This is a genomic window from Candidatus Cyanaurora vandensis (assembly GCF_013285555.1).
In the GTDB taxonomy this organism is placed as follows: Bacteria; Cyanobacteriota; Cyanobacteriia; order Gloeobacterales; family Anthocerotibacteraceae; genus Cyanaurora; species Cyanaurora vandensis.
This window is the reverse complement of sequence record NZ_JAAXLT010000075.1, coordinates 1-20,409: the sequence shown is the minus strand read 5'-3', so window position 1 is coordinate 20,409 and position 20,409 is coordinate 1. Positions and strand designations below refer to the sequence as shown.

Here is a 20,409-nt window from a genome sequence, read left to right as displayed (position 1 = left end):
AGTTGATGGTAAAAGTTGAGATTTACACTTGGCGTTCCTGTCCTTTTTGTCTGCGGGCCAAGGCCCTTTTGAGCCATAAAGGGGTTGCTTTTACAGAGTACGCGATTGACGGGGATGAAAAAGCGCGTGCGGCAATGGCGAACCTGAGCGGGGGGCGGCGTTCGGTGCCCCAGATCTTTATCAATGGGAAACACCTCGGCGGCTGTGATGACCTGTACGAGCTAGAGGATGAAGGCCGACTCGACTCCCTCCTGGCGAGTTAGCTGGCCCAACGGCTGAGGTTGGTCTGGGGGAAGTAGAACCCTAAAATACGCTGGTAATCCCAACCGCGTTTCGCCAAGCCATAGGACCCGTACTGGCTGAGGCCCAACCCGTGCCCCCAGCCCCCCCCGACCAAGCGGAAGCCTTTATCCCCAGCGGACTCTACATAAAACAACGTGCTGGGTAACTGATTGATAGCGGAGAGAATCATATCTTTGCTCAAGGTCAACTCCCCCCGGTTCGTCTGGACTGCCAACCGGAGCACCCGCCCACTCGTGGAACGCTCGGCAACTTTAAGACCCGTCACGGTTGTCAGGTCGGGTAACGCCAGCCCCAGTGTCGGGAGATTCTCCTGCAATGAGGCGACGAGCTTGGCACTACTGTAGGTACGGACCCAGCGGAAGGCCGGGGACCCGGATTCGTTGAAGTCCTGCCGATAGCCCAAAAGTCGTTTCAAGTTGGCTTCCTGGTCGAGACGACCCAGGTTGGGCGGGCGGAGGCTTTCGGGTTTGGCTTGCAGATAGGGCCGCTCTCGCCCCAGCCAGAGGTCGGAGTAACGGGCACTGGTCCCGCCATTGGCTGATGTATAGAGGGCATCCACCAATTCGCCCTGGTAGGTCAGCACTTGACCCTGGGTACTGGCAACCGCTTTATCCGTCAGGGCTGTCACCCCACTCAAGCCTTTGTAGACCTGACAATTCGCGGTCGCGCAGAGGTCATAGCCATCGAAACTGAAGCGTTTAAGGTTTCGTAGGGCAAAGGTCCGCGCGACGACGGCTTGGGCTTTGATGGCTTGGTAGGGCGCGACCGGGGCAATCTCGTAGGGGACGACCCCGCGCAGGTAGGTCTGGAGGTCTACCCGGTTGATGACGCTATAGGTCCCGTAGCTGTTGGGCATGAGCCGCAGATTGCCGCCGTAGAGCCGTGTACCGAATTTCACCCGGTTGTTGGGGGCTTGGATAGTGACTTGACGCGCTCGGTACTGTTGGTTTAAATCCAGGACTACTTCCTCGGTTTGTAACCCGCTCTCGACACGGGCGGTCGGGTAGTTCTGTTGTAACTGCGTCACTAGCTGGGCTTGGGCTGGGGTCGGGGGAGTAGCCTGACGCATAACCCAGACTTGCCAGCGTTGGGGGCGGACGATGGCGGGGTTGAGGTGGGCTAGGGTCCGGGCGACTCCCTGGGCATCCTCGAAACTCCGGTGGGCACTAACCATTACCCGGCTCCAGGGCATCGGGGTTGTTAAGGGGACGCGTGTGGTCTGAATTTTTAGTCGCCGGGTCTGGAACTGTCTTTGTTCTGAAGTAACGACGGTTAAAGGTTGCTCCCCGACTGCTTGGACCGTGGCCTGCTCCAGATTCTCACCAAATCGTTGAAATATCCCGATGTCTAGGGGAGCGGCCCCACAGGCTAACCCCAACGCCCACAAAAATCCCCCGACTATTACCCACACCATTGCCGTCCCCTTGGTCTGACCTGTCTATTCTAGGGGGGCGGAATTACAATTCTCTTCGGCCTTGGCTGCCGACTTAGCGGTGGGAGACAGTGGTTGGCATTGCATTCAACAGCCCGTGAGGGTAAGAACCTAAGGTTCTACCCTCACACTCCCGCTGACCCGTGAGGGGCCCCCCCCACCCCCCGTGCAACTAAAGCTCTCCACGAGAACGGGTAAGTTATTTACTCGGCGGAGGGGCCTTCTTTACGACCCCCCCGCCCTCTCTTCGACTGCTCGTGCGGCGGTTTATTTGGAGGGACGCAAGTTGAGTAGCTCCTCGGGGGAGGCGAGCATATCAATGGCGACAAAGAAGATTTCGCCCTGGGTGTTGAGTGCGAAACGCCAAGCAATGTTCATCGCCACATTGACCCCAAACCAAGGCGTTTGGACTTTGCCGGTGATTTTGAGTTGCTTGGAGCCGTCGTTTTGGACTTCACAAATGCCCTGTTCTGGCAACATATTGAGACCTTGGGCTTCTTCGCGCATGTAGCGGATGATCCCTTCACGGCCCACAATCGGTTGTTGGAAGGGCGGCTGTAAGGAACCTTCAGGGGCAAAAAGCGCGGCAGCAGTCTCAAAGCGGTCTTCGTTCATCGCCTCAAAATACCCCAGGACGGCGGGTTCGGTGATGCCTTCGAGGGTCTTGGTTTTGGGGGCGGGTTCGGGACGGATGAACTTGGGGTCGAGTTCCTTGACCGGGGCATTGTCGGCCTTTAGGGGGTCATAGCCCATGTCCACTACCGTATTCCGCAAAACCGTAATCTGTTGACCACCATCCAATTTCTTAATCCGGTTGAGCAGGGTCTCGGCTTCCGGGGTCATTTTGTAGTCTTCGGGAATGGGCGCAACGACACCCTGAGCCATCAGTTCACCCAAGCGATACCAGAAACCGAGCTTGGTGTTGACGCTGAAAACACCATAGGTCCGGCTGAACGGGGTGTCGGCACGACGGGCAAGGTCTACCATCACCTGAGTTTGGTCAGGGCGGGACATCTGCTTGATCTCAGTCAGCAATCCCTCCGCCAATTCCATCCGCGCTGCACCAAGGGCCGCACGGGTAATCGAACGGCCCGTCTCGGTGTAGGCGTACCAGAGTAAAGCGAGTTGGTCCTCAAGGTTGAGTTCTTGAAAACGGGTCAGGATGTCCGGGATCGCACTGGGAGCCTGGGTTTCGAGAAAAATGCCCCGGACTGATTCAAGAGTAAGCGACATGGGTATCTCCGATTGGTTTTCGCACCTACCCTCAGCCTAGTACCGTTTTCAAGTTTATTAAGAAATATTACAAAGAATTTTACGAGATTCGATCGCGGTCTGATGATCACGACCCACCCAGAAACCCACGCTGTGACCTGTGGGAATGGGTGGGGTTAAAAAATCAAGTTTTGGGGGGCCGCACGGCCCTTGTATTCTTCAGGCGGAAAAGCTGCTACTGCTTACTTGATGCGCGGACCGGCGTTCAACGGTTCAACATTAGCATCAGTTTGGGGTCCTTCCCCTTGCTTACCTTCCGCTTTGGCCCAATCGGGATTAGCCCAGTCCGGGGTGTCGGCGGATTCCCAACCAGCGGGCCGCTTCGAGTTGTACCAAGCAATCGAACCGATAACCACTGCTGCGATGAAACCTAAGGCGAGTACGCCCCAAAAATAAACCATTGCCGCCACCTCCGAGTACGCTTACACATAGCTTACTCGATTGTATTTACAAAACATTACACACTAAGAGAGATTTTCTGTTAGGCTCCGTTCCGTCGTCATGAGCTTGACAAATTCAGCAAATAGATAGTCTGCGTCATGAGGGCCAGGGGAAGCTTCGGGGTGGTACTGGACGGAGAACACAGGGAGGTCGCGGTGGCGTAACCCTTCAATCGTCTGGTCGTTGAGGTTATGGTGGCTCACCGCGACCGGGGCTTGGGCCAAGGAAGCATCGTCTACGGCGAAACCGTGATTCTGGCTGGTAATCTCGACACTATTGGAGACGGCGTACTGGGAGGGCTGGTTGAGGCCCCGATGCCCAAATTTCATCTTGTAGGTCGTGCCGCCGAGGGCCTGACAGAGGATCTGGTGGCCCAGACAGATGCCAAACATCGGCTTGCCCTGGGTCAACAGTTCCTTGGTCGTCGAGGTTCCATAGGTAATGGCAGCGGGATCGCCGGGACCGTTGGACAGGAAAATTCCGTCGGGTTCGTAGGCCAAAATCTCCTCAGCTGTTGCCGTACCGGGGACGACAAAGACCCGGCAACCGTGGGCCACCAAGCGGCGCAGGATGTTGTGTTTAATGCCAAAGTCGAGGGCGACCACCCGCAGGGGCTGGGTTTGGGGATGGGGATGGGCGAATTCCCACTCGGGGGCTGTGGCTGCGGTCCATTCGTAGGCACTGGGGGTCGTCACTTGCGGCACCAGATCTAGCCCGTCCATCTGGGGTGCCGCCTGGAGGTGTTGTTGTAGATGGGCGGGGTCCAGATGCGTCGAAATCACCCCATTCATCGAACCGTGGTCGCGTAGATGGCGGGTGAGGGCACGGGTATCTACCCCGGTAATCGCCACGACCTGCCACTTCAACAAATACTCCCGCAAGCTACTGGTGGCCCGCCAATTAGAAGGATATTCACAAAAATTCCGACAGACTACCCCCTGGACCCAGGGCCGCAGGGACTCGGTGTCCTCACCATTGATGCCCGTATTGCCCAGTTCAGGATAGGTAAAAGTGACAATCTGTCCGCAGTAGCTGGGGTCCGTCATGACTTCTTGATAGCCTGTCAGCCCGGTGTTGAAGACCAACTCGCCCACCGTCGTCCCCGCCATCCCGCAACTCTGACCCCGAAACATCGTACCATCCGCCAACATCAAAACCGCCGGGACCACGGGTGTACCTCAAAATCCACTTTCATCAATGTATCCCGTGCCTCGGGTAGATTGCATATTTTCCTGAGTTGCGGCGTATATGATGCTGAATGATTTAGAGATACTATCGCTTTGAATCATTCCCCTACCCTTCTAATTTGAGGTGAATTTATGATTGATGAATGGCTAGTTAGTCTCGTGGTCCCCGGTACTACCCCCGGGCTAGAACCCGTCTATACAATTGGCGTCGGGGCTGCGACTCCCTTGACCGCTGGAATTATTCTCCAGGCTAACTACGTGCTCTCTACGCGAGCAGGTATGATCCAGATTATAGAACGGGATAATGGACAGGTTGTCCGGGTCAACCGCATCGGCCCAAACACCAGGGTCTATCTTGAGGGACCGGCCTCCAAGATACCTAGCCAAGTGATGACAGTTGCTGGGGAGCAGCAGGTGCCATCTATCAATAAGCAAGGCGAGCTTTTATCTTTACAACAGGGTTCAGTTGCAGATGGGACCCACCGCCCCAACTGCTATCAGATGCAAGCCCAGATTGTTTATTCCTATCAACTCGCTGGGGCTGAGCCGATACAGTATGAGGTTTGTGCGCTCAATGGACCCTGTAGCGTCTACACCTATGACAATGCCGGTGTACGCGTACCGCTCTCTGAATTGCCAATGGGCTTCAAGCAGACCATACCTTTCACACTAGGGACTCCGATTCCGCCTGCAACCTCAATGGGAGCAGCGGATTTTGTTACCTTTGGTGCACTCCTAAACCCGGTAACTTGGACTTTGAACTAAGGCTGGCTGGGGAAATCAGTACAGAGGTCCCGGTCTTCTAACGGGACCTTTGGATTGTAGGTGAGATAGTCCTGTAGGTGGGCACAGCTTTCCTGGAGTAGATAGCGGGGACTAGTTTGTGGGTCCTGCCAGAAAGATATGTTCCCCTCCTCATCCCCAGAGACCAAGGTTTTGCCCTGGGGACTGAAGGTAATGACTCTGATCGCACTATTATGCCCATGAAGAACGGCAATTGGCTGACCGCTCGGGTGCCACAGACGTACCGTACGGTCATTACTCCCGGAGGCAATCATTTGACTATCGGGGCTGAAACTGACACTAGTAACCTGGTCGGTATGCCCCTTGAGGATGGTCTGGAGCTTGCCATTGCGCTGCCAAAGAAAAACTGTCTGGTCAAGACTAGCGGCAATGATCCACTGTCCATCGGGGCTGAACGTGGCATCCCGAAACTCGTTTCTGGGTCCACCAACTAAGCGCTGGTGTAAGTTTCCCTGACGGTCCCACACCCGCAGGGTGGAGTCAAAGCCCGAGGTGATGAGCAGATGCTGTCCATCGGGGCTAAAGCGCAGGGTCCGTAGGGGTTTCGTCTCCGTGGCGAAGGACCCCAGGGGTTGACCTGTGCGGCTCCAGAAGTAGACCGTACCCCCAAGGCCAGCCCCAGCTAGCGTCTGACCGTCGGGGCTAAAACGCAGGTTAGCGATGGATTCGGTTAGCTCGATTTTGACGAGGGACTGGTCTGGGGTCCAAAGACGCAAGGTCTTGTCATTCCCGCCCACTGCCAGGGTGCCATCGGGGGCGAGCGAGGCCGTCAGGACTTCGACCGGCAACGTAATCGTCCGTAATAACCTGCCATCAGGCCGCCAGACATGAATATGTTTATCAAGGCTAGTGGTTGTCAAGGCTTGGCTGTCAGGTTGGAAACTGATGTCCGTTAGGCTTCCTTGGTGACTTGCGCGGGTCCGTAACCAAGGCGGAGCCAGATTCCAGAGCCGCACCGTTGTGTCATTACTGCCTGAGGCAAGTAAATTACCTCGGGGCGCGAAACTGAGGCTTGTCACTAGCGAGTTATGACCCCGGAGGACACTCAGGAGCGTCCCATCCCGGCTCCAGAGCCGAATCGTTTTGTCGTAGCTACTAGAAGCCAAGGTCAGGCCATCGGGACTGAACTCTACGCCCTCCACCGAGCCGTCATGCCCCACGAAGATTTGAGGAGCCTTCCGGCCTGTGAGGTCCCAAAGGCGGAGGGTATTGTCTGAACTAGCACTGGCGAGAGTTTGACTGTCGGGGCTGAAGGCGACTTGCCATACCCCTTCGCGGTGGCCCTGCAAAACTTTAACCAGTGTCCCATCGCGCCGCCAGAGCCGGATCGTCCGGTCCCAACTGGCGGAGGCGATCCACCGACCGTCTTGACTAAACCGCACGCCCATTACCTGAGCGCGGTGACCCGTGAGGATCTTGAGCAGTTTTCCATCCCGAGTCCAAAGCCGCAGCGTCTGGTCCTTGCCTGCTGAGACCAATTGCTTGCCATCAGGGCTGAAACTAAGCCCCCAGATGTTCTCTCGGTGTCCCTGGAGGGTCCGTTGGAGCGTCCCGTCTAAATTCCACAAACGAATCCGGCCTTGGGCATCCCCAGCCGCCAGGGTCTTGCCATCCCCGCTAAAGCAGAGGCTCGACACCGCCGCACCCTGCCCAATCTCGCGCAACAGCCGACCATCAGGCCGCCAAAGTCGGATGGTTTTATCCCAGCTAGCGGTAGCCAGGGTCCCATCCCGACTGAAACTGACACCACTGATCACATTGCGGTGTCCTTCGAGGCGGTTGGTCTGCTGGAGGGTGTAGAGGGCTTCTTGGAGAATGTGGCGCGTAGCTGTGCGTAGGTTTGATGGCGCGGTCCAAATCCCTTGGACTAATTGCTCGGCGTGGACACTATCAACGAGAGCTTCGGGTTGTTGAGAGCTGGCAAGACGCAGCTGAGCCGAGGTGACCAGGGTTGCCACTTGGCGTTCCTGGGACTGGAGCGACTGCCAGTAAGCCACCCCCGCCAGACCCAAAGCCATCACCGCTAGGGTACCTAGGGCCATCGCCAGCCAGCGGGCTTCTTGAAGTCGTCGTCGCGCTACTTGCTGTTCACTTTCGCGTTCGGCTAGACAACGGTCAATAAAAATTTGCTCTAGGGGCGACATCCGGTCGCTGTACTGCAACCAGAGTCCCTCGGCTTGGGCTAGCGGTAGACCGCGCAAGAGATAGTCTGGCTGCTGCCCCTGACTCTGCCAAAGCGCGGAGGCCCGTTCCAGACGGCGCAGGTTGTGCAGGAGGGTCCGGTTCTCTTTGAGCCACTCGCGCAGGGTAGACCAACTGCGAATCAGGACTTCATGGGCCACTTCCACCGTCCCGTCTTCGTTTTGACCCCCGGCGGACCCGACCACTACCAACTTCGCGGCAATCAAGTAGTCGAGGGTCCGCGCCACCAATTCTGGGGGGAAGCGTGGGGCGGCAAGTCGGGCGCGGGGGACCCGGCGGCGGGTGTCCTCAGTCCCCTCCCCGAGTTGGACGAGATCCAGTAATAACCACCGGGTACATTCTCGCGCTGCAAGATCTAAGGCAGTGTAGGCGGCCTCGGCTTTACGTTCCAAGGCTCCCCGAAGACCACCAATCTGTTGCCGGTAAGCTGCTAATGTCAAGGTCCCCTGGCTGCGTGCCTCCCACAACTGCTCAAGTACGAACTCTAGGAGCGGTAAATTACCGCCAGTGGTACTGAGTTCTTCCAGTAGGACCTCCACGAGGTCCGGCTCCACCTCCAGACCAACGCGGAGAGCCGGTTGGAGGATGACTGCCCGGTATTCTTCTCGCTTCAAGTGGGGCGGGACTAGGACTGCTGCTTGCTGGAGGTAAGGGGCCAGACCAGGAACCGCCAAGGCCGAGGTCATATGGTCGCCCCGGAGGGTAATGACTAGCTTAAAGTTCGCCGCACTCGCCAAGGCCGTCAACAGCAGATTTAAAAAGAGCCGCCGTTGGTCCTCGGGGGTCACGGTAAATAGCTCCTCAAATTGGTCTACGACTAGAACCACGGTCGGTTGTTGGGCCAGCCACGCGTGGAAGTCTTGCGTTGTATCCAGTTGGGCAAGAGCCGTAAGGGGTTCTGTACCAGGTCGCATACTCTTGACCCACCACTGCTCACTGCGGGGAAGTTTGCCTTGCCGTAGCCTTGCCATCAACCCGGCCTGCACCAAAGACGACTTGCCCGAACCCGAGGCCCCGACCACCGCCAGAAAAGGCTGGGATTGAACCAGGGTCAGAAGGCTTTCGACGAGGGCCTCGCGTCCATAAAAAAAACCAGCTTGGGCTGCAGTAAAGGCCCGCAGGCCCATGTAGGGACAGATCCCAAGATCTAAGGCGGTGGGTTGATAGTTACGGTGGGTGTAGGGCAAGACCTCAATTACGCCCTGGGTGCCCGTTAGCCAAGTCTGTACCCCTGGACACTGCTCTTCTAATTGACTCAGCCACCGCGATGCCGTAAGTCCCGAGTGGCCTGTGTCTAGGGTCTGTAGGAGGGCTTGGGCAAATTCAGTGGTGGCGGCTTGGACAATGAGGGCTTGCCCCTGAGTTTCATTACGTAAGGACTCGATCCAATCACCAAGTCCCACGGCCCCCGGACAGTCGAGGACCAGAATATAGCGGGGCGTACGTGCTTCAGCTAGGGTCTCGACCAGTTGTGCCCGTTTAAGTCGAGTCCCCGCCAGCACCAGTTCATCGCCCGCAATCTGACCCCGTAAATATAGGAAGACCGTCTCGACGGGCGACTTGAGGACTTCTTGTAGGGCTTGGACTAAAGGCGTAGACCCCAGGGGCCAGTAGCTGAGGGCGTAGCCCCCCAGTCGGTTCAAGCGTTGCCCCAGGGCGAGGGCGGTCTCGTCCTCAGCGAATTCCGCGCCGACTAAGGCCCGACAGGGGAGCGGGGTCAGGGGAACGGCGGTCGCAATCACCAGTTCGCCGACCATCTCCACAATTTTTTTAGGAGTTTGCAGGGGATATTCGGGCAGGGGCTGGTAGGCCCCCCGGCGGGCCTGTTGATAACTGAGGAACCGTTGCTGTTGGTTGAGGCGGTCTAGGTAGCCCAGGGTCTCGTGATAGACGTAACGGTAGAGGCCATCAGCGGCAATCAGACCCCGTTCGTCCGCCGCTGCTCCCCGTAGACCCTGGATCAAAAAATAGGTGAACAGACCATGGCCCAAGGCCGGAAAAGCCCAAGAACGCTGGTCTTGGTCACAGGAGAGCAGGGCATGGAAGCCCGTACTCTGGGCCGCTTGCGAACGTAGGGCCGCGACTAGGGGCAAGAGGGGCGTCCGCATCCCCCCGCTATGACAGGCATCCAACCACACCAGTTTGTGTTGAGCGGGGCATTGCTCTAGGCGCGCCAAGAGTCGTTGTACTTCCCACCCCGTCTCCGCAAGGTCAGCCCCGTCCGTATCTGCGAGACACAACACCACCTGTTGCTGATACAGGACCCCATGCCCCGAAAAATAAACTAGGACGGTATCCTGGGATTTGGCATTAAGGATAATCTCGCTGAGGCTACGCTCGACCCGCGCTAGTGTTGCTCCCCCCAGGGTCTCGTCATGGTGAATAAAAAGAGTCTGTCTGGCCCCTGTTGCCACGCGTAGGGCCTCGCTCAAGCCTTCACAGTCCGCCGCACAATACTGAAGCCGGGTTAATCCTGGGGCCGCATAGTCGTTAACACCGATGAGTAACCCCCAGAAACAGGCCGTACTGACCTCGGTGGTAATCGGACGGCTAGTACCAAGACTGACGGGAGACATAGGGATAAGCGTAGCGTGATGCCCAGATTATAAGCACTTATTCCTACGATCCCTACACAAATTTCTCCCCTGACACTGGGGTTTGCTGGGGGCGATAACAAGGCGCAGGCCATCGTCACTGGGGACTTCACGGCGATAGTCGTCCAGATGTGGCAACGGCGGGAGCAGATGGCACGATTGCACTATTGGTTAACCAGGGTAACGGCTTCCTAGCCTCTCCCCAACGGCTCACGGCGGGGAACTCTCTAGGAGGTCTGACCACGGGAGACTTCAATATGGACCTAGACCTCGTGGTAACAACACAAACCAATCAGGCGTTGGTTCTCACGAACGATGGTCAGGGTGTATTTTCAGCACCCATGGTTACAACGACCGGCAATAGACCTCTTGCCGTGCTCGTGGGGAACGTCAACGGAGATGGGCAGCTTGATGGGATGGTCTCGCGCTAGAGGGGATTACCGCCGCCGACCTACGGCAGGCTAAATCCTAAAGACGGTTATGCCGGGGGCTGAGTGAAAAAAGTGGCCCCGGCTACAAATCCCCACAGAGGACGATTTTGTTTCACTACTTTCGAGTTATTCTTGTAGTGTTGAATATAGACAGAAGGACCACCACATGGCAAACATCGTTGAAACAGCCGTCCAAGCGGGCACCTTCAAGACCCTAGCACAAGCTTTGACCGCCGCTGGCCTCGTTGAGACCCTCCAGGGTAACGGCCCTTTCACCGTTTTCGCCCCCACTGATGCGGCTTTCCAGAACTTGCCCGCCGGGACCCTCACCGATTTGCTCAAGCCTGAGAACAAAACCAAGCTGGCGAATATCCTCAAGTACCACGTCGTCTCCGGCAAAGTGATGTCGAGCGACATTAAGCCCGGTAGCGTCCCCACCGTCGCTGGTGAATCCATTGCGATTCAGACCCAGGGCCAGCAAGTGATGGTCAACGAGGCTCGGGTCACCCAGGCTGACATTGCTGCTGACAACGGGGTCATCCACGTGATTGACAAAGTTCTGCTACCCAAAGGTTAATCATTCTCCTTTGAGCACCCACCGGAGCAGTCCGGCGGGTGCTTTTTAGTAGCGGGCGCGGCTCGGTTGCAGGACCAAGCCGAACTCCTCCTGGACAGCCCGGTCCTGGGGGTCTTCACAGCGGTAAAAATACGCCTGTAGGCTAGAGCTATAAACCAGTTCAGCCAGATGGACTTCACCTGTGGCAGCCAGTAACCAATCGGCGATGTTCGCGGCTGGGGTGTAGTTCACTCGGCGACCGTATCCGGCGGTATCGGGATTTTTAAAGGTTTTGAACAGGAATTCGGGTAGGTTTGCCATGGCTATCCGTCAGAATTTGGACCACTCTAATAGCACGGCCCAAACAACTTTGTTATCTAGATAACATTCCTAAGCGGGTACTGTATTTGTTGTGTAACATTTTTACCCATGGGAGTTGTCGCCTTAGCTACCTAGACCACCTCTGGTCCAAACACCATCCCACTGCGGGCGGGTAAGTCAAGATTTGAGCCTTGCTGTCTGCCCTTGCCGTATTGAATTGTTAGCCCCTCGGGTACCGTGAGCGTAATCTGGGCGGGTTCTGTCCCCGCATTAAGGGCGATCAGTAAAGCCTGCTCCCCCAAGATCCGCCAGAAAGCATAGACTGCACCCTGGGCATAACAGACTTGATAGTCCCCGACCCGCAACGCCGCATAACGGTGACGCAACGCGATTAACGTGCAATGACAGGTGAGGATGTCCTGCCGCCACTGATTCTCGGGCGGGAAACCCCGGCGCGAATCGGGGTCGAGGGCACCGGGTAAACCCACTTCATCACCGTAATAAATACTAGGCGCACCGGGGAAGGTCATTAACAATAAAGTTGCGAGTTCCACACTAGCTGCATCCCCGCCCGCAATCGTCATCAAACGGGCCGTATCGTGGCTCGCCAACAAGTTAAGTTGAGTAAGTTGAATTGCCCAGGGATACTGTTGGAGTAGAGCTTGGATGCGTTCTCCATACTCGGTGGCAAAAAGGGCGGGGTAGGGCCGATAGGAAACACTTTTCACCTGGCCCAAGTCCACCCGGTCTCCAGCGGTAAAAGCAATTGTGTGAGCGGCAAAGGGATAGTTCATTACCCCATCAAACTGGGTCCCATCCAGCCAAGCTTCAGCATTTTCCCAGACCTCACCGACGATATAAGCCTCGGGATTAATCTGTTTGACCCGCGCCCGGAATTCCTGCCAGAAACCGGGGGTCTGGATACAAAATGGGACATCCAACCGCCAGCCGTCAATCCCCTGCCCAATCCAGTATTCCGCCACCTGCATCAGGTACTCGCGCACCGGAGGATGGTCATGGTTGAACTCGGGGAGGGCACGGTTGTTGTCCCAACTGACGTAATTAGCGGGACGGTCGCCATCGTAGGGACTGAGAGGCCAACCTTCGATTTTGAACCAATCTTGATAAGGCGAGTGGAGACCGTTTTCAAGGAGGTCATGAAAAAAGAAAAATCCCCGGCTCGCGTGATTAAAAACACCGTCCAGGACGACTTTAATTTCTTTTGCGTGAGCCGCCTTAAGTAGGGCCAAAAAAGCTTCGTTCCCACCCAGTAAGGGGTCCACTTGGTAGTAATCGTGGGTGTGATAGCGGTGGTTGCTAGCTGATTGGAAGATGGGCGTGAAATAGATCGCATTGATCCCCAGGTCCTTGAGGTAGTCCAACTTCTCAATCACGCCCCTGAGATTGCCGCCCTTGTAACCGTAGAGGGTAGGGTCCGCCGCCCAAGGTTGGAAGGTCAACCCATGAAAAGTCGGTTGGCCCTGGGCAAAACGATCCGGGAAAATTTGATAAAAAACACTGTGCTTGACCCAATCCGGGGTGTGGATGTCCATGGTGGCGGGGTAAGGTTCAAGCCAGACTAGCTCAGACCCTAGCCCCCCACATCCAACCCAGGGGAGACCTGGGTTCGACCTGTAAACATTCAAAGTACGATAGCAATAACGCCTAGGACAACCATGACCAGCCAGACCCTACCCCTGATCAATATCTTGACAAAACTCGAATTACCCCTTGGTCCTACGCCCCTGGAAGCTGCCCTCAATGAGCGAGATCTAATTCCTGAGCAAGCGGCGCGACTACTGGCTGTAGACGAACAGCGAGCAATGCCAGCGATGAGTAAGGATGTGGGGTTGATGGCAGATATCCAGCGACGGGTGCAACAATTACCCTCTACCCATCGTTTGGTTTTGGGAAATAGTTGTAACTTAGCCGCCATTCCTGCCGCAACTATACCGTTAGTCATAACCTCCCCGCCCTACTGGACCCTGAAAGAGTATGTGCATACTGAAGGTCAACTGGGTGATATTGCCGACTACGAGCAATTTTTACAGGAACTAGACCACGTCTGGCAGCACATTTTTCGTATTCTAGTCCCCGGTGGACGGTTAGTTATCGTTGTGGGTGATGTCTGCGTATCGCGGCGGCAATACGGACGGCATCGGGTCTTTCCACTCCATGCTAGTGTCCAAGAACATTGTCGAGCGATTGGCTTTGATAACTTAGCCCCAATCATTTGGTATAAAATTTCAAATGCTGTCCTAGAAGCGGCAGGAAATGGTACCAGTTTTTTAGGTAAGCCCTACGAACCCGGCGGCATTATCAAGAATGATATTGAGTTTATATTGATGCAGCGTAAGCCCGGTGGCTACCGAAGCCCAGCCATGATTAATCGAGTCCTATCAGTTATTCCCGAAGCCAGCCATCGGCGGTGGTTTCAGCAGATTTGGCAGGATATTAAGGGGGCCTCGACCCGTCACCATCCTGCTCCCTATCCTTTAGAACTAGCTGAGCGTTTGGTACGAATGTTTTCCTTTGTTGGTGATACCGTACTCGATCCCTTTCTCGGTACAGGGACGACGAGTGTAGCTGCCGCCCAATGGGGACGCAACAGCCTGGGTATTGAAGTAGAGCCGACCTATCACCAAATGGCTGTAGCCCGTCTTCATGACCGGTTTACTTCACCCCAGCCCGACTTAGGTCAAAAAGTCTCTCCTCAACTTGAACTTACATTGACTGAAATAAACCTATGACGCTCCCAGTGTTACCACCCCCGGTTTTTGAGGAGGCTGTGCGTGGTTTTTGGGATGCCCGTTTAGCCCAGTTATAAGCGCAAACTTTGGCGGGGAAGATTGATCAAGGGAATAGGGGAGAAGCGACGGGCGGCAAGCAAATGGATGGCTTCGCACTGACTATCACCGATTTACTGCTCAGCAATGGCGTTCCGGCTGAGCATATTCATGTGAAGAGGAGTCTGACTGTTTTGCCTGGGTTCTACCGCGCAACAAAAAATTATGATTTCTTGGTCGTCGATCCGCAACGAAAGCTATTGAAGGCAGTGATTGAGCTAAAAAGCTTGGTCGGTCCCAGTTTTGGCAATAACTTAAACAATCGTATTGAAGAGGCGTTAGGCGCGGCGAGTGATATCTGGACGGCCCATCGAGAACAGACCTTCGGGGCTGGTCCGGCTCCATGGTTAGGATATTTATTTTTACTAGAGGAAACGCATACTTCTACGTCACCCGTTAGGCTCGCCACCCTACAACATTTTTCCGTCCGCCAGGAATTTAGTAACTCAAGCTATGCCCAACGCTCAGCGTTATTTTGTCGAAAAATGGTTCTGGAACGCCAATACAACGCTGCCTGCTTGTTGCTAAGTAAGCGCGACGAGGTGCAGCAGCGTCCGAACTATACAGAACCTGCTGCCGACCTCACCGCCCAGGCTTTCCTCAGTGATTTACTTCGTCACGCACAATAGTTCTTCATGACGCAGACCCAATCCGGGGTGTGGATGTCCATGGTGGCGGGGTAAGGTTCAAGCCAGACTAGCTCAGACCCTAGCCCCCCACATCCAACCCAGGGGAGACGGTAAGAGGGGTAATGGCGGGAGCATGGGGTCCTCACCCTTAAAGCTACACCGATGCCAAAAAGCTTCTTCTCGCAATCGCGCTTGCTGAGCGGGTTGGGCGTGGCGGGCACAGTCTTCCCAGTGGTGAGCGGCCCGCCGGTGACACTCGGTCCACTCGGCTTGACCCTCCAGCGTCCGGCGACAAAAATCAGCGAGTAGGGGCGGCAAGCGGTAGCCGCCCTGGGTTGCGTCAAACTGTACCAAGGAGCGGTCCACTAAGGCTTGGAGCCGGGGCTTTTTTTCATCCCAGGCGAGAGCTTGGACCCCGGTTTGGGCCACGGCGATCCCGAAACGATAAACCCCGAGCCGGACCAAGAGGTGCCAAGTGTTGGGGTCTTCTTGGTGTAACTGTTCCACTTGTTCCTGGAGGACCCCGCTGAGCTGGGCATGGTCAAAGATATCCGGGCCGTGGGTGAGGTAGCCCGCCAAGTCGCCCTGGGCTTGCTGACAGGCTTCGGCGCACCAGAGATGCATCGCGAGGGGATGACCAGCACAGCGTTGACCCATCGTTGTGATAGCGGTCTGTTGGCAAGGAGCGGTCAAGGAGAAGCCGTAGTCACGCAACCGTTCCGCGAAAAAAGACGACCAGACCTCCGGGGGTAGTCCCCAGACGCGGTCCTCCCTGAGAGCGGTGCGGTCGCGGGGCAGGAGCCAGGGCTTACTGCGGCTAGTGAAAACAATGAGGCTCTGGTGTTCTTGGTCGAGCCAACTCTCAAACAGGGTGCGGTAGCCCTGGTGGTCGCCACTGAAGTGCATATTCGTCAGCACCGCCTCTAGGTTATCCACCACAACTAAGGTAGGCCGCTGTTTGAAATGGCGGAGTAGCTGGGCTGGGGTATTGTCCTGGTAGCCCAGCTGGGTCAGGATTTCCGCTAAGAAATCATCGGGGGTCTTGTGGGGGTCCAAGCGGAGGAGGACCTGCTGGGGGAACGGGGTCTGTAAGCGTTGGGCCAAGGCTTCCGCGAGGGTAGTTTTACCAATCCCGCCCTCTCCCAACAAAAATAAAGCCCGGACCCCTGGGGTCACGGCCCAATCTTGATAACGTTGGAGTTCGACTTCCCGGCCCACCCAGTAGACGGGCGGGGCCAACAACTGGTCCGCCGTGGTCACTAAGCTCCGTAAATAGCTGTCGTAGGGCAAACCCAACAGATGACGGCACAGGATTTCGATGGTGGTCGGAGCGGCGGCGGCTTGAGCGAAAAAGTTACGGACGGTCTTCTGGGCTAAAACCCAACCACTCTCAAGACGGCAGAGGTCCGGGAAGGACTGGGCTAGCTGGTTGGCTAGGGTCGTCGGACTGCTGTTGCAATGCTTCTGATAGGCCCCGCGCAGATCCTGCATCACCCGTGGGTCCACCTGTTGTAACCGCCCCTGCTTGGGCTTGCCTGCCATGGCCTTTCCCCGTTAATGATGGCTCATACCTTTTAAAGCGAGAAAGTATTCCCCGCTAGCTCATAAAAACCAACAACTTTACAAAAAAGAACCCACGGCCAGGGACATAAAAGGGCGGCACAACCCAGCGCATAGAGTATTCTACTACTACGTATCTTCCTGTAGAACGTACCCAGCCCATGACCCTTACGCCCGATCGCTCAACTGATGTTACAGAATTACTCTTGGACTGGCGCAACGGTAACTCCGCCGCCTTGGCCCGACTAATTCCGCTGGTCCACGCGGAACTCCACCGCATTGCGCGGAGCTATCTCCGCCAAGAACGTACGGACCATACGCTCCAGGCCACGGCTCTAATTAATGAAGCCTACCTAAAACTGGTGGACCAGACGCGCGTCCCTTGGCAAAACCGGGCCCATTTCATTGCTGTGTCTGCCCAGATGATGCGCCGTATCCTGGTGGACCATGCCCGGAGCCACCGGGCGGAGAAACGGGGCGGGGACCTCCAGAAGATTTCCCTCGACGATGCCCTCGGGGTCTCGGCCCGGGAACGGGATGTGGACCTCGTGGCCCTCGATGAGGCCCTGACCCAGCTAGCCCGACTCGATACCCAGCAGTGCCAAATCGTCGAACTGCGTTACTTCGGCGGTCTAACCATTGAAGAGACCGCCACGGTCCTCAGTATTTCGTCCGCTACGGTCAAACGGGACTGGAGCATGGCCCGTGCTTGGCTACGCCGGGAGTTGACCCCATGAGTGATGCCCAGACTTACCAACGCATCAAGCAGCTTTTTACCCAAGCCCTCGAACAGAACCCGCACCAACGACAGGAATTTTTGGCCCAGAGCACGGAGGAACCGACGGTCTTACTTGAAGTCGCGTCCTTACTTGCCGCCCATGAGGGGGATGAAGACTTCCTTGCTCACCCTGCCGCCCAACTCAGTGGCCTCCTCACCCCCACCCTGCCCCAGGAACTCCAACCCGGTGACAGTGTGGACCGCTATACGATCCTGCGTTGCATTGGTCGCGGCGGGATGAGTACGGTCTATCTCACTAAGCGCACTGACCAGTATCAGCAGTTAGTCGCCCTCAAGCTGATTAAAGCCGGGTTGGGCCACGAGGACATCATCCAACGCTTCCAAAACGAACGCCAGATCCTCGCTGACCTCCAGCATCCCAACATTGCCCAACTCCTCGACGGCGGCACTACTCCCCAGGGTCTGCCCTATTTCGCTATGGAATACATTGATGGGGAGTCCATTACCGCCTATTGCGATAGCCATAAATTGACCATTAGTGAACGGTTACGGTTGTTTCGCCCGGTCTGTGCCGCCATCCAGTACGCCCACCAAAACCTGATCGTCCACTGTGATATCAAACCGGGCAATATTCTCGTCACTGCCGATGGCGTCCCCAAACTGTTGGACTTCGGGATTGCTAAACTCCTCAATCCGGGACCGGGCGTGGCTGACCCCACCGTTACTCTGATGCGGATGATGACTCCCAGTTACGCGAGTCCCGAGCAGATCAGAGGCGATTTGATCCGACCGGCGAGTGACGTCTATTCCCTGGGGGTTTTACTCTATGAACTCCTGACCGGCTGGCGGCCCTGTTACCACAAAGACCCCTACGCCATGCCCCGCGCCATCCTTGAGGAGGAGCCCCAAAAGCCCAGCACCGTCATTAACCGGACTGGGGAGGTGACGGGTCAAGGCCCTTTGACCCCCGAGCGCGTTAGCTTGCCCCGCGAAGGTCATCCCCAACGACTACAACGGCGGCTGATGGGCGACTTGGACACCATCTTGCTCAAGGCCCTGCAAAAAGACCCCAGCCGCCGCTACGGTTCCGCAGCCCAGTTAGCGGAAGACCTACTTTGTCATCTGGAGAAACGCCCCGTGTCCGCCCGTCCCGATACCCTGAGCTACCGTCTGCTCAAATTTGGGCAGCGCAACCAAACTAGTGTCCTCGCTGGGGGGTTAGTCGTGGTCAGTCTAGTGGTCGGGATCGTCGCTACAACTTGGCAGGCTCAAGTTGCCCAGCAGGAGCGTGACCGGATTGAACGGCTCTACGGGACCGTGCGGACCTTAGCGAATGACTTTATGTTTGCTCTGGATGAAGATATTGCCCGCCTCCCCGGTTCGACCACCGCCCGCGAACGTTTGGTCAAAAATATCCTGGATTACTTAGATAAACTCGCCCTAGAGTCCCAAGCCAGCACCGCCTTGGCCCGTGAACTAGCTAAAGCCTATGAGAAAGTCGGCGATATCCAAGGCGATCCCACGGTCCCGAACCTAGGCCAGACCCAAGGAGCCTTGAGTAGTTACCAAAAAGCCCTCCGTATCCGTACTGAGCTCCTCAGCCAGCCGGACCGCCAACTCCAACTCGATACGGCGGCCAACTACGACCGGATCGGGGTGATTTACCGAGAAACCGGGGAGCTCAAACAAGCCTTGGGCCAACATCGTCAAGCCCTCATCCTGACTGAGAATCTACCCCTGACGGGCGCGGCGGTTCTATCCCAGCGAGCCAATACTTACACCGAACTGGGGATCGTTCAATTTACCCTCGGTGATGCCCTCGCCGCTCGCACGAGTCATAACCAAGCTCTCATCCTAAATCAGCAACGCCTGAAGCTCGCCCCGCAGGATGTCCAAGCCCAACGCGATCTGTGGCGGAGTTACGACAAGCTGGGGAGTATCCAGGGTAACCCCATCTTCCGTTACAACCTCGGGGACCGCCCAGCCGCCCTGACTGCTTATCAAGCGGCATTGCGCTTAGCCCAGCAACTAGAACAGACTAGCCCCCGTGACCCACGGGTCAAACGGATGTTGGGGATTAGCCACCTGCGCCTAGGCGACCTCCTCCGCCAAGACCCTACCCAAGCCTTAGGCCACTACCGCGTCAGTGCCCAAATTGCCGAGGCTCTGGCAAAAGCCGACACGCGGGATGTCCAAGCTAAGGGTGACCTCGCGGTAGCCTACGAACGACTCGGAGATATATTGCTCAAGCAGTTTAAGGACACCTCGGGTGGACGTGCTTACTACCTCCAGGAACTGACGATCCGTCAGCGATTGGTGGCAGCAAACCCCAAAAATGTCCGGGTCCGCCGTGACTTGGCCTATCCCTACTCCAAACTGGGCGCACTCTATGCTCAACTTGCCAAGGATACTAGCCTCCCAGCGCGTCGTCAGCTAGCCCATTGGCGCACTGCCCAGACTTGGTACCAGCAGGCCCTCCAAGTCTTGACTGAGCTAAAAACACAGGATGCCCTGATTAAGAATGACCGGGTTAGCCCTGAGATGATTGCCCTCAACCTTGCCAAAGCTGAACAGATGATTAGCCAACTCGCCAAATAACTAACATTTCCATGCTTTTATGCTACCTTTAGCTGATTTCCTCGTGCGCACATGATGCCCATGCACTGGCTACCCAAGACCCTGGGTCTGAGTCTACTCCTTACCCTCGCTGGCTGTAATAACTATCCCCATCCTCAAGAAGGCACAAATGCCGACGGTTCGCCGCGTCTGGTCTGGTACCAAGCCCTAGAGGAAGACCCGCGCTCCATGGACCCCCAGGTACAGTACGACGACACCTCGGCCCAGATTCTCGGCAATATTAATGAGACGTTGTATGAATATAACTACCTCAAACGTCAACGCATGGAACTCCAGCCCGGTCTAGCGGCGGCCCTGCCAATTCGCACCCCTCTAGCCGATGGCGGTGAGATCTATACTATCCAGATCAAAAAGGGGATTCGCTATCAGGATGACCCGTGCTTTACGGGCGGACGGGGCCGGGAGGTAGTGAGCGATGATTTTATCTATGCCCTGAAACGGATTGGGGACCCTTT

The 20,409-nt window shown here is 56.4% G+C and carries 16 protein-coding genes and 2 pseudogenes; 10 read left to right on the top strand and 8 right to left on the bottom strand.

The genetic code is table 11. From position 1 onward, the window contains the following. Positions 1–2 precede the first annotated feature (2 nt). Positions 3–263, top strand: a complete 261-nt coding sequence (grxC, locus tag HFM78_RS04915; RefSeq protein WP_396032810.1) for a glutaredoxin 3 — start codon at positions 3–5, stop codon at positions 261–263. On the opposite strand, the gene HFM78_RS04910 is transcribed toward grxC, so the two are convergent. The 4 genes from HFM78_RS04910 to carA form a co-directional block, all read right to left on the bottom strand. Continuing rightward, positions 260–1,717, bottom strand: a complete 1,458-nt coding sequence (locus tag HFM78_RS04910) for a SpoIID/LytB domain-containing protein (protein WP_287128306.1) — start codon at positions 1,715–1,717, stop codon at positions 260–262. The genes grxC and HFM78_RS04910 overlap by 4 nt on opposite strands. Before the next feature lie 285 nt (positions 1,718–2,002). Next, entirely contained in the window at positions 2,003–2,968 is a 966-nt protein-coding gene (locus HFM78_RS04905; protein ID WP_287128305.1) for an orange carotenoid protein N-terminal domain-containing protein, read from the bottom strand. A gap of 221 nt (positions 2,969–3,189) precedes the next feature. Next, on the bottom strand, positions 3,190–3,408 hold the full coding sequence (gene psb35, locus HFM78_RS04900) for a photosystem II assembly protein Psb35 (RefSeq protein ID WP_287128304.1): 219 nt from the start codon (positions 3,406–3,408) through the stop codon (positions 3,190–3,192). Positions 3,409–3,471: 63 nt separating this feature from the next. Continuing rightward, positions 3,472–4,599 (bottom strand): glutamine-hydrolyzing carbamoyl-phosphate synthase small subunit, encoded by a 1,128-nt coding sequence (gene carA / locus HFM78_RS04895; protein ID WP_396032846.1) that lies wholly within the window; start codon positions 4,597–4,599, stop codon positions 3,472–3,474. A 168-nt stretch (positions 4,600–4,767) separates the two neighbouring features. Between carA and HFM78_RS04890 the strand changes: the two genes are divergently transcribed. Continuing rightward, the gene (locus HFM78_RS04890; protein WP_287128302.1) at positions 4,768–5,400 is read left to right on the top strand and encodes a hypothetical protein; all 633 of its coding nucleotides are present in this window, start codon (positions 4,768–4,770) and stop codon (positions 5,398–5,400) included. On the opposite strand, the gene HFM78_RS04885 is transcribed toward HFM78_RS04890, so the two are convergent. Continuing rightward, positions 5,397–10,217, bottom strand: a complete 4,821-nt coding sequence (locus HFM78_RS04885; RefSeq protein ID WP_287128301.1) for a caspase family protein — start codon at positions 10,215–10,217, stop codon at positions 5,397–5,399. The two genes, HFM78_RS04890 and HFM78_RS04885, sit on opposite strands and share 4 nt — an antisense overlap. A gap of 143 nt (positions 10,218–10,360) precedes the next feature. Between HFM78_RS04885 and HFM78_RS16145 the strand changes: the two are divergent. From HFM78_RS16145 to HFM78_RS04875, 3 genes and pseudogenes are all read left to right on the top strand, one after another. Further along, positions 10,361–10,489: pseudogene (locus HFM78_RS16145) on the top strand (hypothetical protein); the annotation flags it as partial. 3 nt (positions 10,490–10,492) lie between these two features. After that, entirely contained in the window at positions 10,493–10,666 is a 174-nt protein-coding gene (locus HFM78_RS16140; RefSeq protein WP_396034897.1) for an FG-GAP-like repeat-containing protein, read from the top strand. Between the two features lie 166 nt (positions 10,667–10,832). After that, the gene (locus HFM78_RS04875) at positions 10,833–11,243 is read left to right on the top strand and encodes a fasciclin domain-containing protein (RefSeq protein WP_287128299.1); all 411 of its coding nucleotides are present in this window, start codon (positions 10,833–10,835) and stop codon (positions 11,241–11,243) included. A 45-nt stretch (positions 11,244–11,288) separates the two neighbouring features. Here the strand turns inward: HFM78_RS04875 and HFM78_RS04870 are convergent, their stop codons facing one another. Both HFM78_RS04870 and HFM78_RS04865 read right to left on the bottom strand, forming a co-directional pair. Continuing rightward, entirely contained in the window at positions 11,289–11,543 is a 255-nt protein-coding gene (locus HFM78_RS04870; RefSeq protein WP_287128298.1) for a hypothetical protein, read from the bottom strand. Positions 11,544–11,674: 131 nt separating this feature from the next. Beyond that, positions 11,675–13,096, bottom strand: a complete 1,422-nt coding sequence (locus tag HFM78_RS04865; protein WP_287128297.1) for a glycoside hydrolase family 13 protein — start codon at positions 13,094–13,096, stop codon at positions 11,675–11,677. 123 nt (positions 13,097–13,219) lie between these two features. Between HFM78_RS04865 and HFM78_RS04860 the strand changes: the two genes are divergently transcribed. Next, positions 13,220–14,293, top strand: a complete 1,074-nt coding sequence (locus HFM78_RS04860; RefSeq protein WP_287128296.1) for a site-specific DNA-methyltransferase — start codon at positions 13,220–13,222, stop codon at positions 14,291–14,293. Positions 14,294–14,379: 86 nt separating this feature from the next. Further along, positions 14,380–15,018 (top strand): PaeR7I family type II restriction endonuclease, encoded by a 639-nt coding sequence (locus HFM78_RS04855; RefSeq protein WP_287128295.1) that lies wholly within the window; start codon positions 14,380–14,382, stop codon positions 15,016–15,018. A 72-nt stretch (positions 15,019–15,090) separates the two neighbouring features. Here HFM78_RS04855 and HFM78_RS04850 read toward each other — a convergent pair whose 3' ends face one another. Then, positions 15,091–16,560, bottom strand: coding sequence for an AAA family ATPase (locus HFM78_RS04850; RefSeq protein WP_287128294.1), 1,470 nt, complete (start codon positions 16,558–16,560; stop codon positions 15,091–15,093). A 179-nt stretch (positions 16,561–16,739) separates the two neighbouring features. Here HFM78_RS04850 and HFM78_RS04845 point away from each other — a divergent pair, with 179 nt between their 5' ends. The 3 genes and pseudogenes from HFM78_RS04845 to HFM78_RS04835 form a co-directional block, all read left to right on the top strand. Beyond that, positions 16,740–17,315 (top strand): sigma-70 family RNA polymerase sigma factor, encoded by a 576-nt coding sequence (locus HFM78_RS04845; RefSeq protein WP_287128293.1) that lies wholly within the window; start codon positions 16,740–16,742, stop codon positions 17,313–17,315. After that, entirely contained in the window at positions 17,312–19,915 is a 2,604-nt protein-coding gene (locus tag HFM78_RS04840; protein WP_287128292.1) for a serine/threonine-protein kinase, read from the top strand. The genes HFM78_RS04845 and HFM78_RS04840 overlap by 4 nt, the downstream gene beginning before the upstream one ends. Before the next feature lie 60 nt (positions 19,916–19,975). Continuing rightward, a pseudogene (locus HFM78_RS04835) lies at positions 19,976–20,409 on the top strand (ABC transporter substrate-binding protein); the annotation flags it as partial.

Coding starts and splice junctions, on each gene's coding strand:
- HFM78_RS04910 (WP_287128306.1), bottom strand. CDS start 1,717: ATGGTGTGGGTAATAGTCGGGGGATTTTTGTGGGCGTTGGGGTTAGCC.
- HFM78_RS04905 (WP_287128305.1), bottom strand. CDS start 2,968: ATGTCGCTTACTCTTGAATCAGTCCGGGGCATTTTTCTCGAAACCCAG.
- psb35 (WP_287128304.1), bottom strand. CDS start 3,408: ATGGTTTATTTTTGGGGCGTACTCGCCTTAGGTTTCATCGCAGCAGTG.
- carA (WP_396032846.1), bottom strand. CDS start 4,599: ATGTTGGCGGATGGTACGATGTTTCGGGGTCAGAGTTGCGGGATGGCG.
- HFM78_RS04890 (WP_287128302.1), top strand. CDS start 4,768: ATGATTGATGAATGGCTAGTTAGTCTCGTGGTCCCCGGTACTACCCCC.
- HFM78_RS04885 (WP_287128301.1), bottom strand. CDS start 10,217: ATGTCTCCCGTCAGTCTTGGTACTAGCCGTCCGATTACCACCGAGGTC.
- HFM78_RS16140 (WP_396034897.1), top strand. CDS start 10,493: ATGGACCTAGACCTCGTGGTAACAACACAAACCAATCAGGCGTTGGTT.
- HFM78_RS04875 (WP_287128299.1), top strand. CDS start 10,833: ATGGCAAACATCGTTGAAACAGCCGTCCAAGCGGGCACCTTCAAGACC.
- HFM78_RS04870 (WP_287128298.1), bottom strand. CDS start 11,543: ATGGCAAACCTACCCGAATTCCTGTTCAAAACCTTTAAAAATCCCGAT.
- HFM78_RS04865 (WP_287128297.1), bottom strand. CDS start 13,096: ATGGACATCCACACCCCGGATTGGGTCAAGCACAGTGTTTTTTATCAA.
- HFM78_RS04860 (WP_287128296.1), top strand. CDS start 13,220: ATGACCAGCCAGACCCTACCCCTGATCAATATCTTGACAAAACTCGAA.
- HFM78_RS04850 (WP_287128294.1), bottom strand. CDS start 16,560: ATGGCAGGCAAGCCCAAGCAGGGGCGGTTACAACAGGTGGACCCACGG.
- HFM78_RS04845 (WP_287128293.1), top strand. CDS start 16,740: ATGACCCTTACGCCCGATCGCTCAACTGATGTTACAGAATTACTCTTG.
- HFM78_RS04840 (WP_287128292.1), top strand. CDS start 17,312: ATGAGTGATGCCCAGACTTACCAACGCATCAAGCAGCTTTTTACCCAA.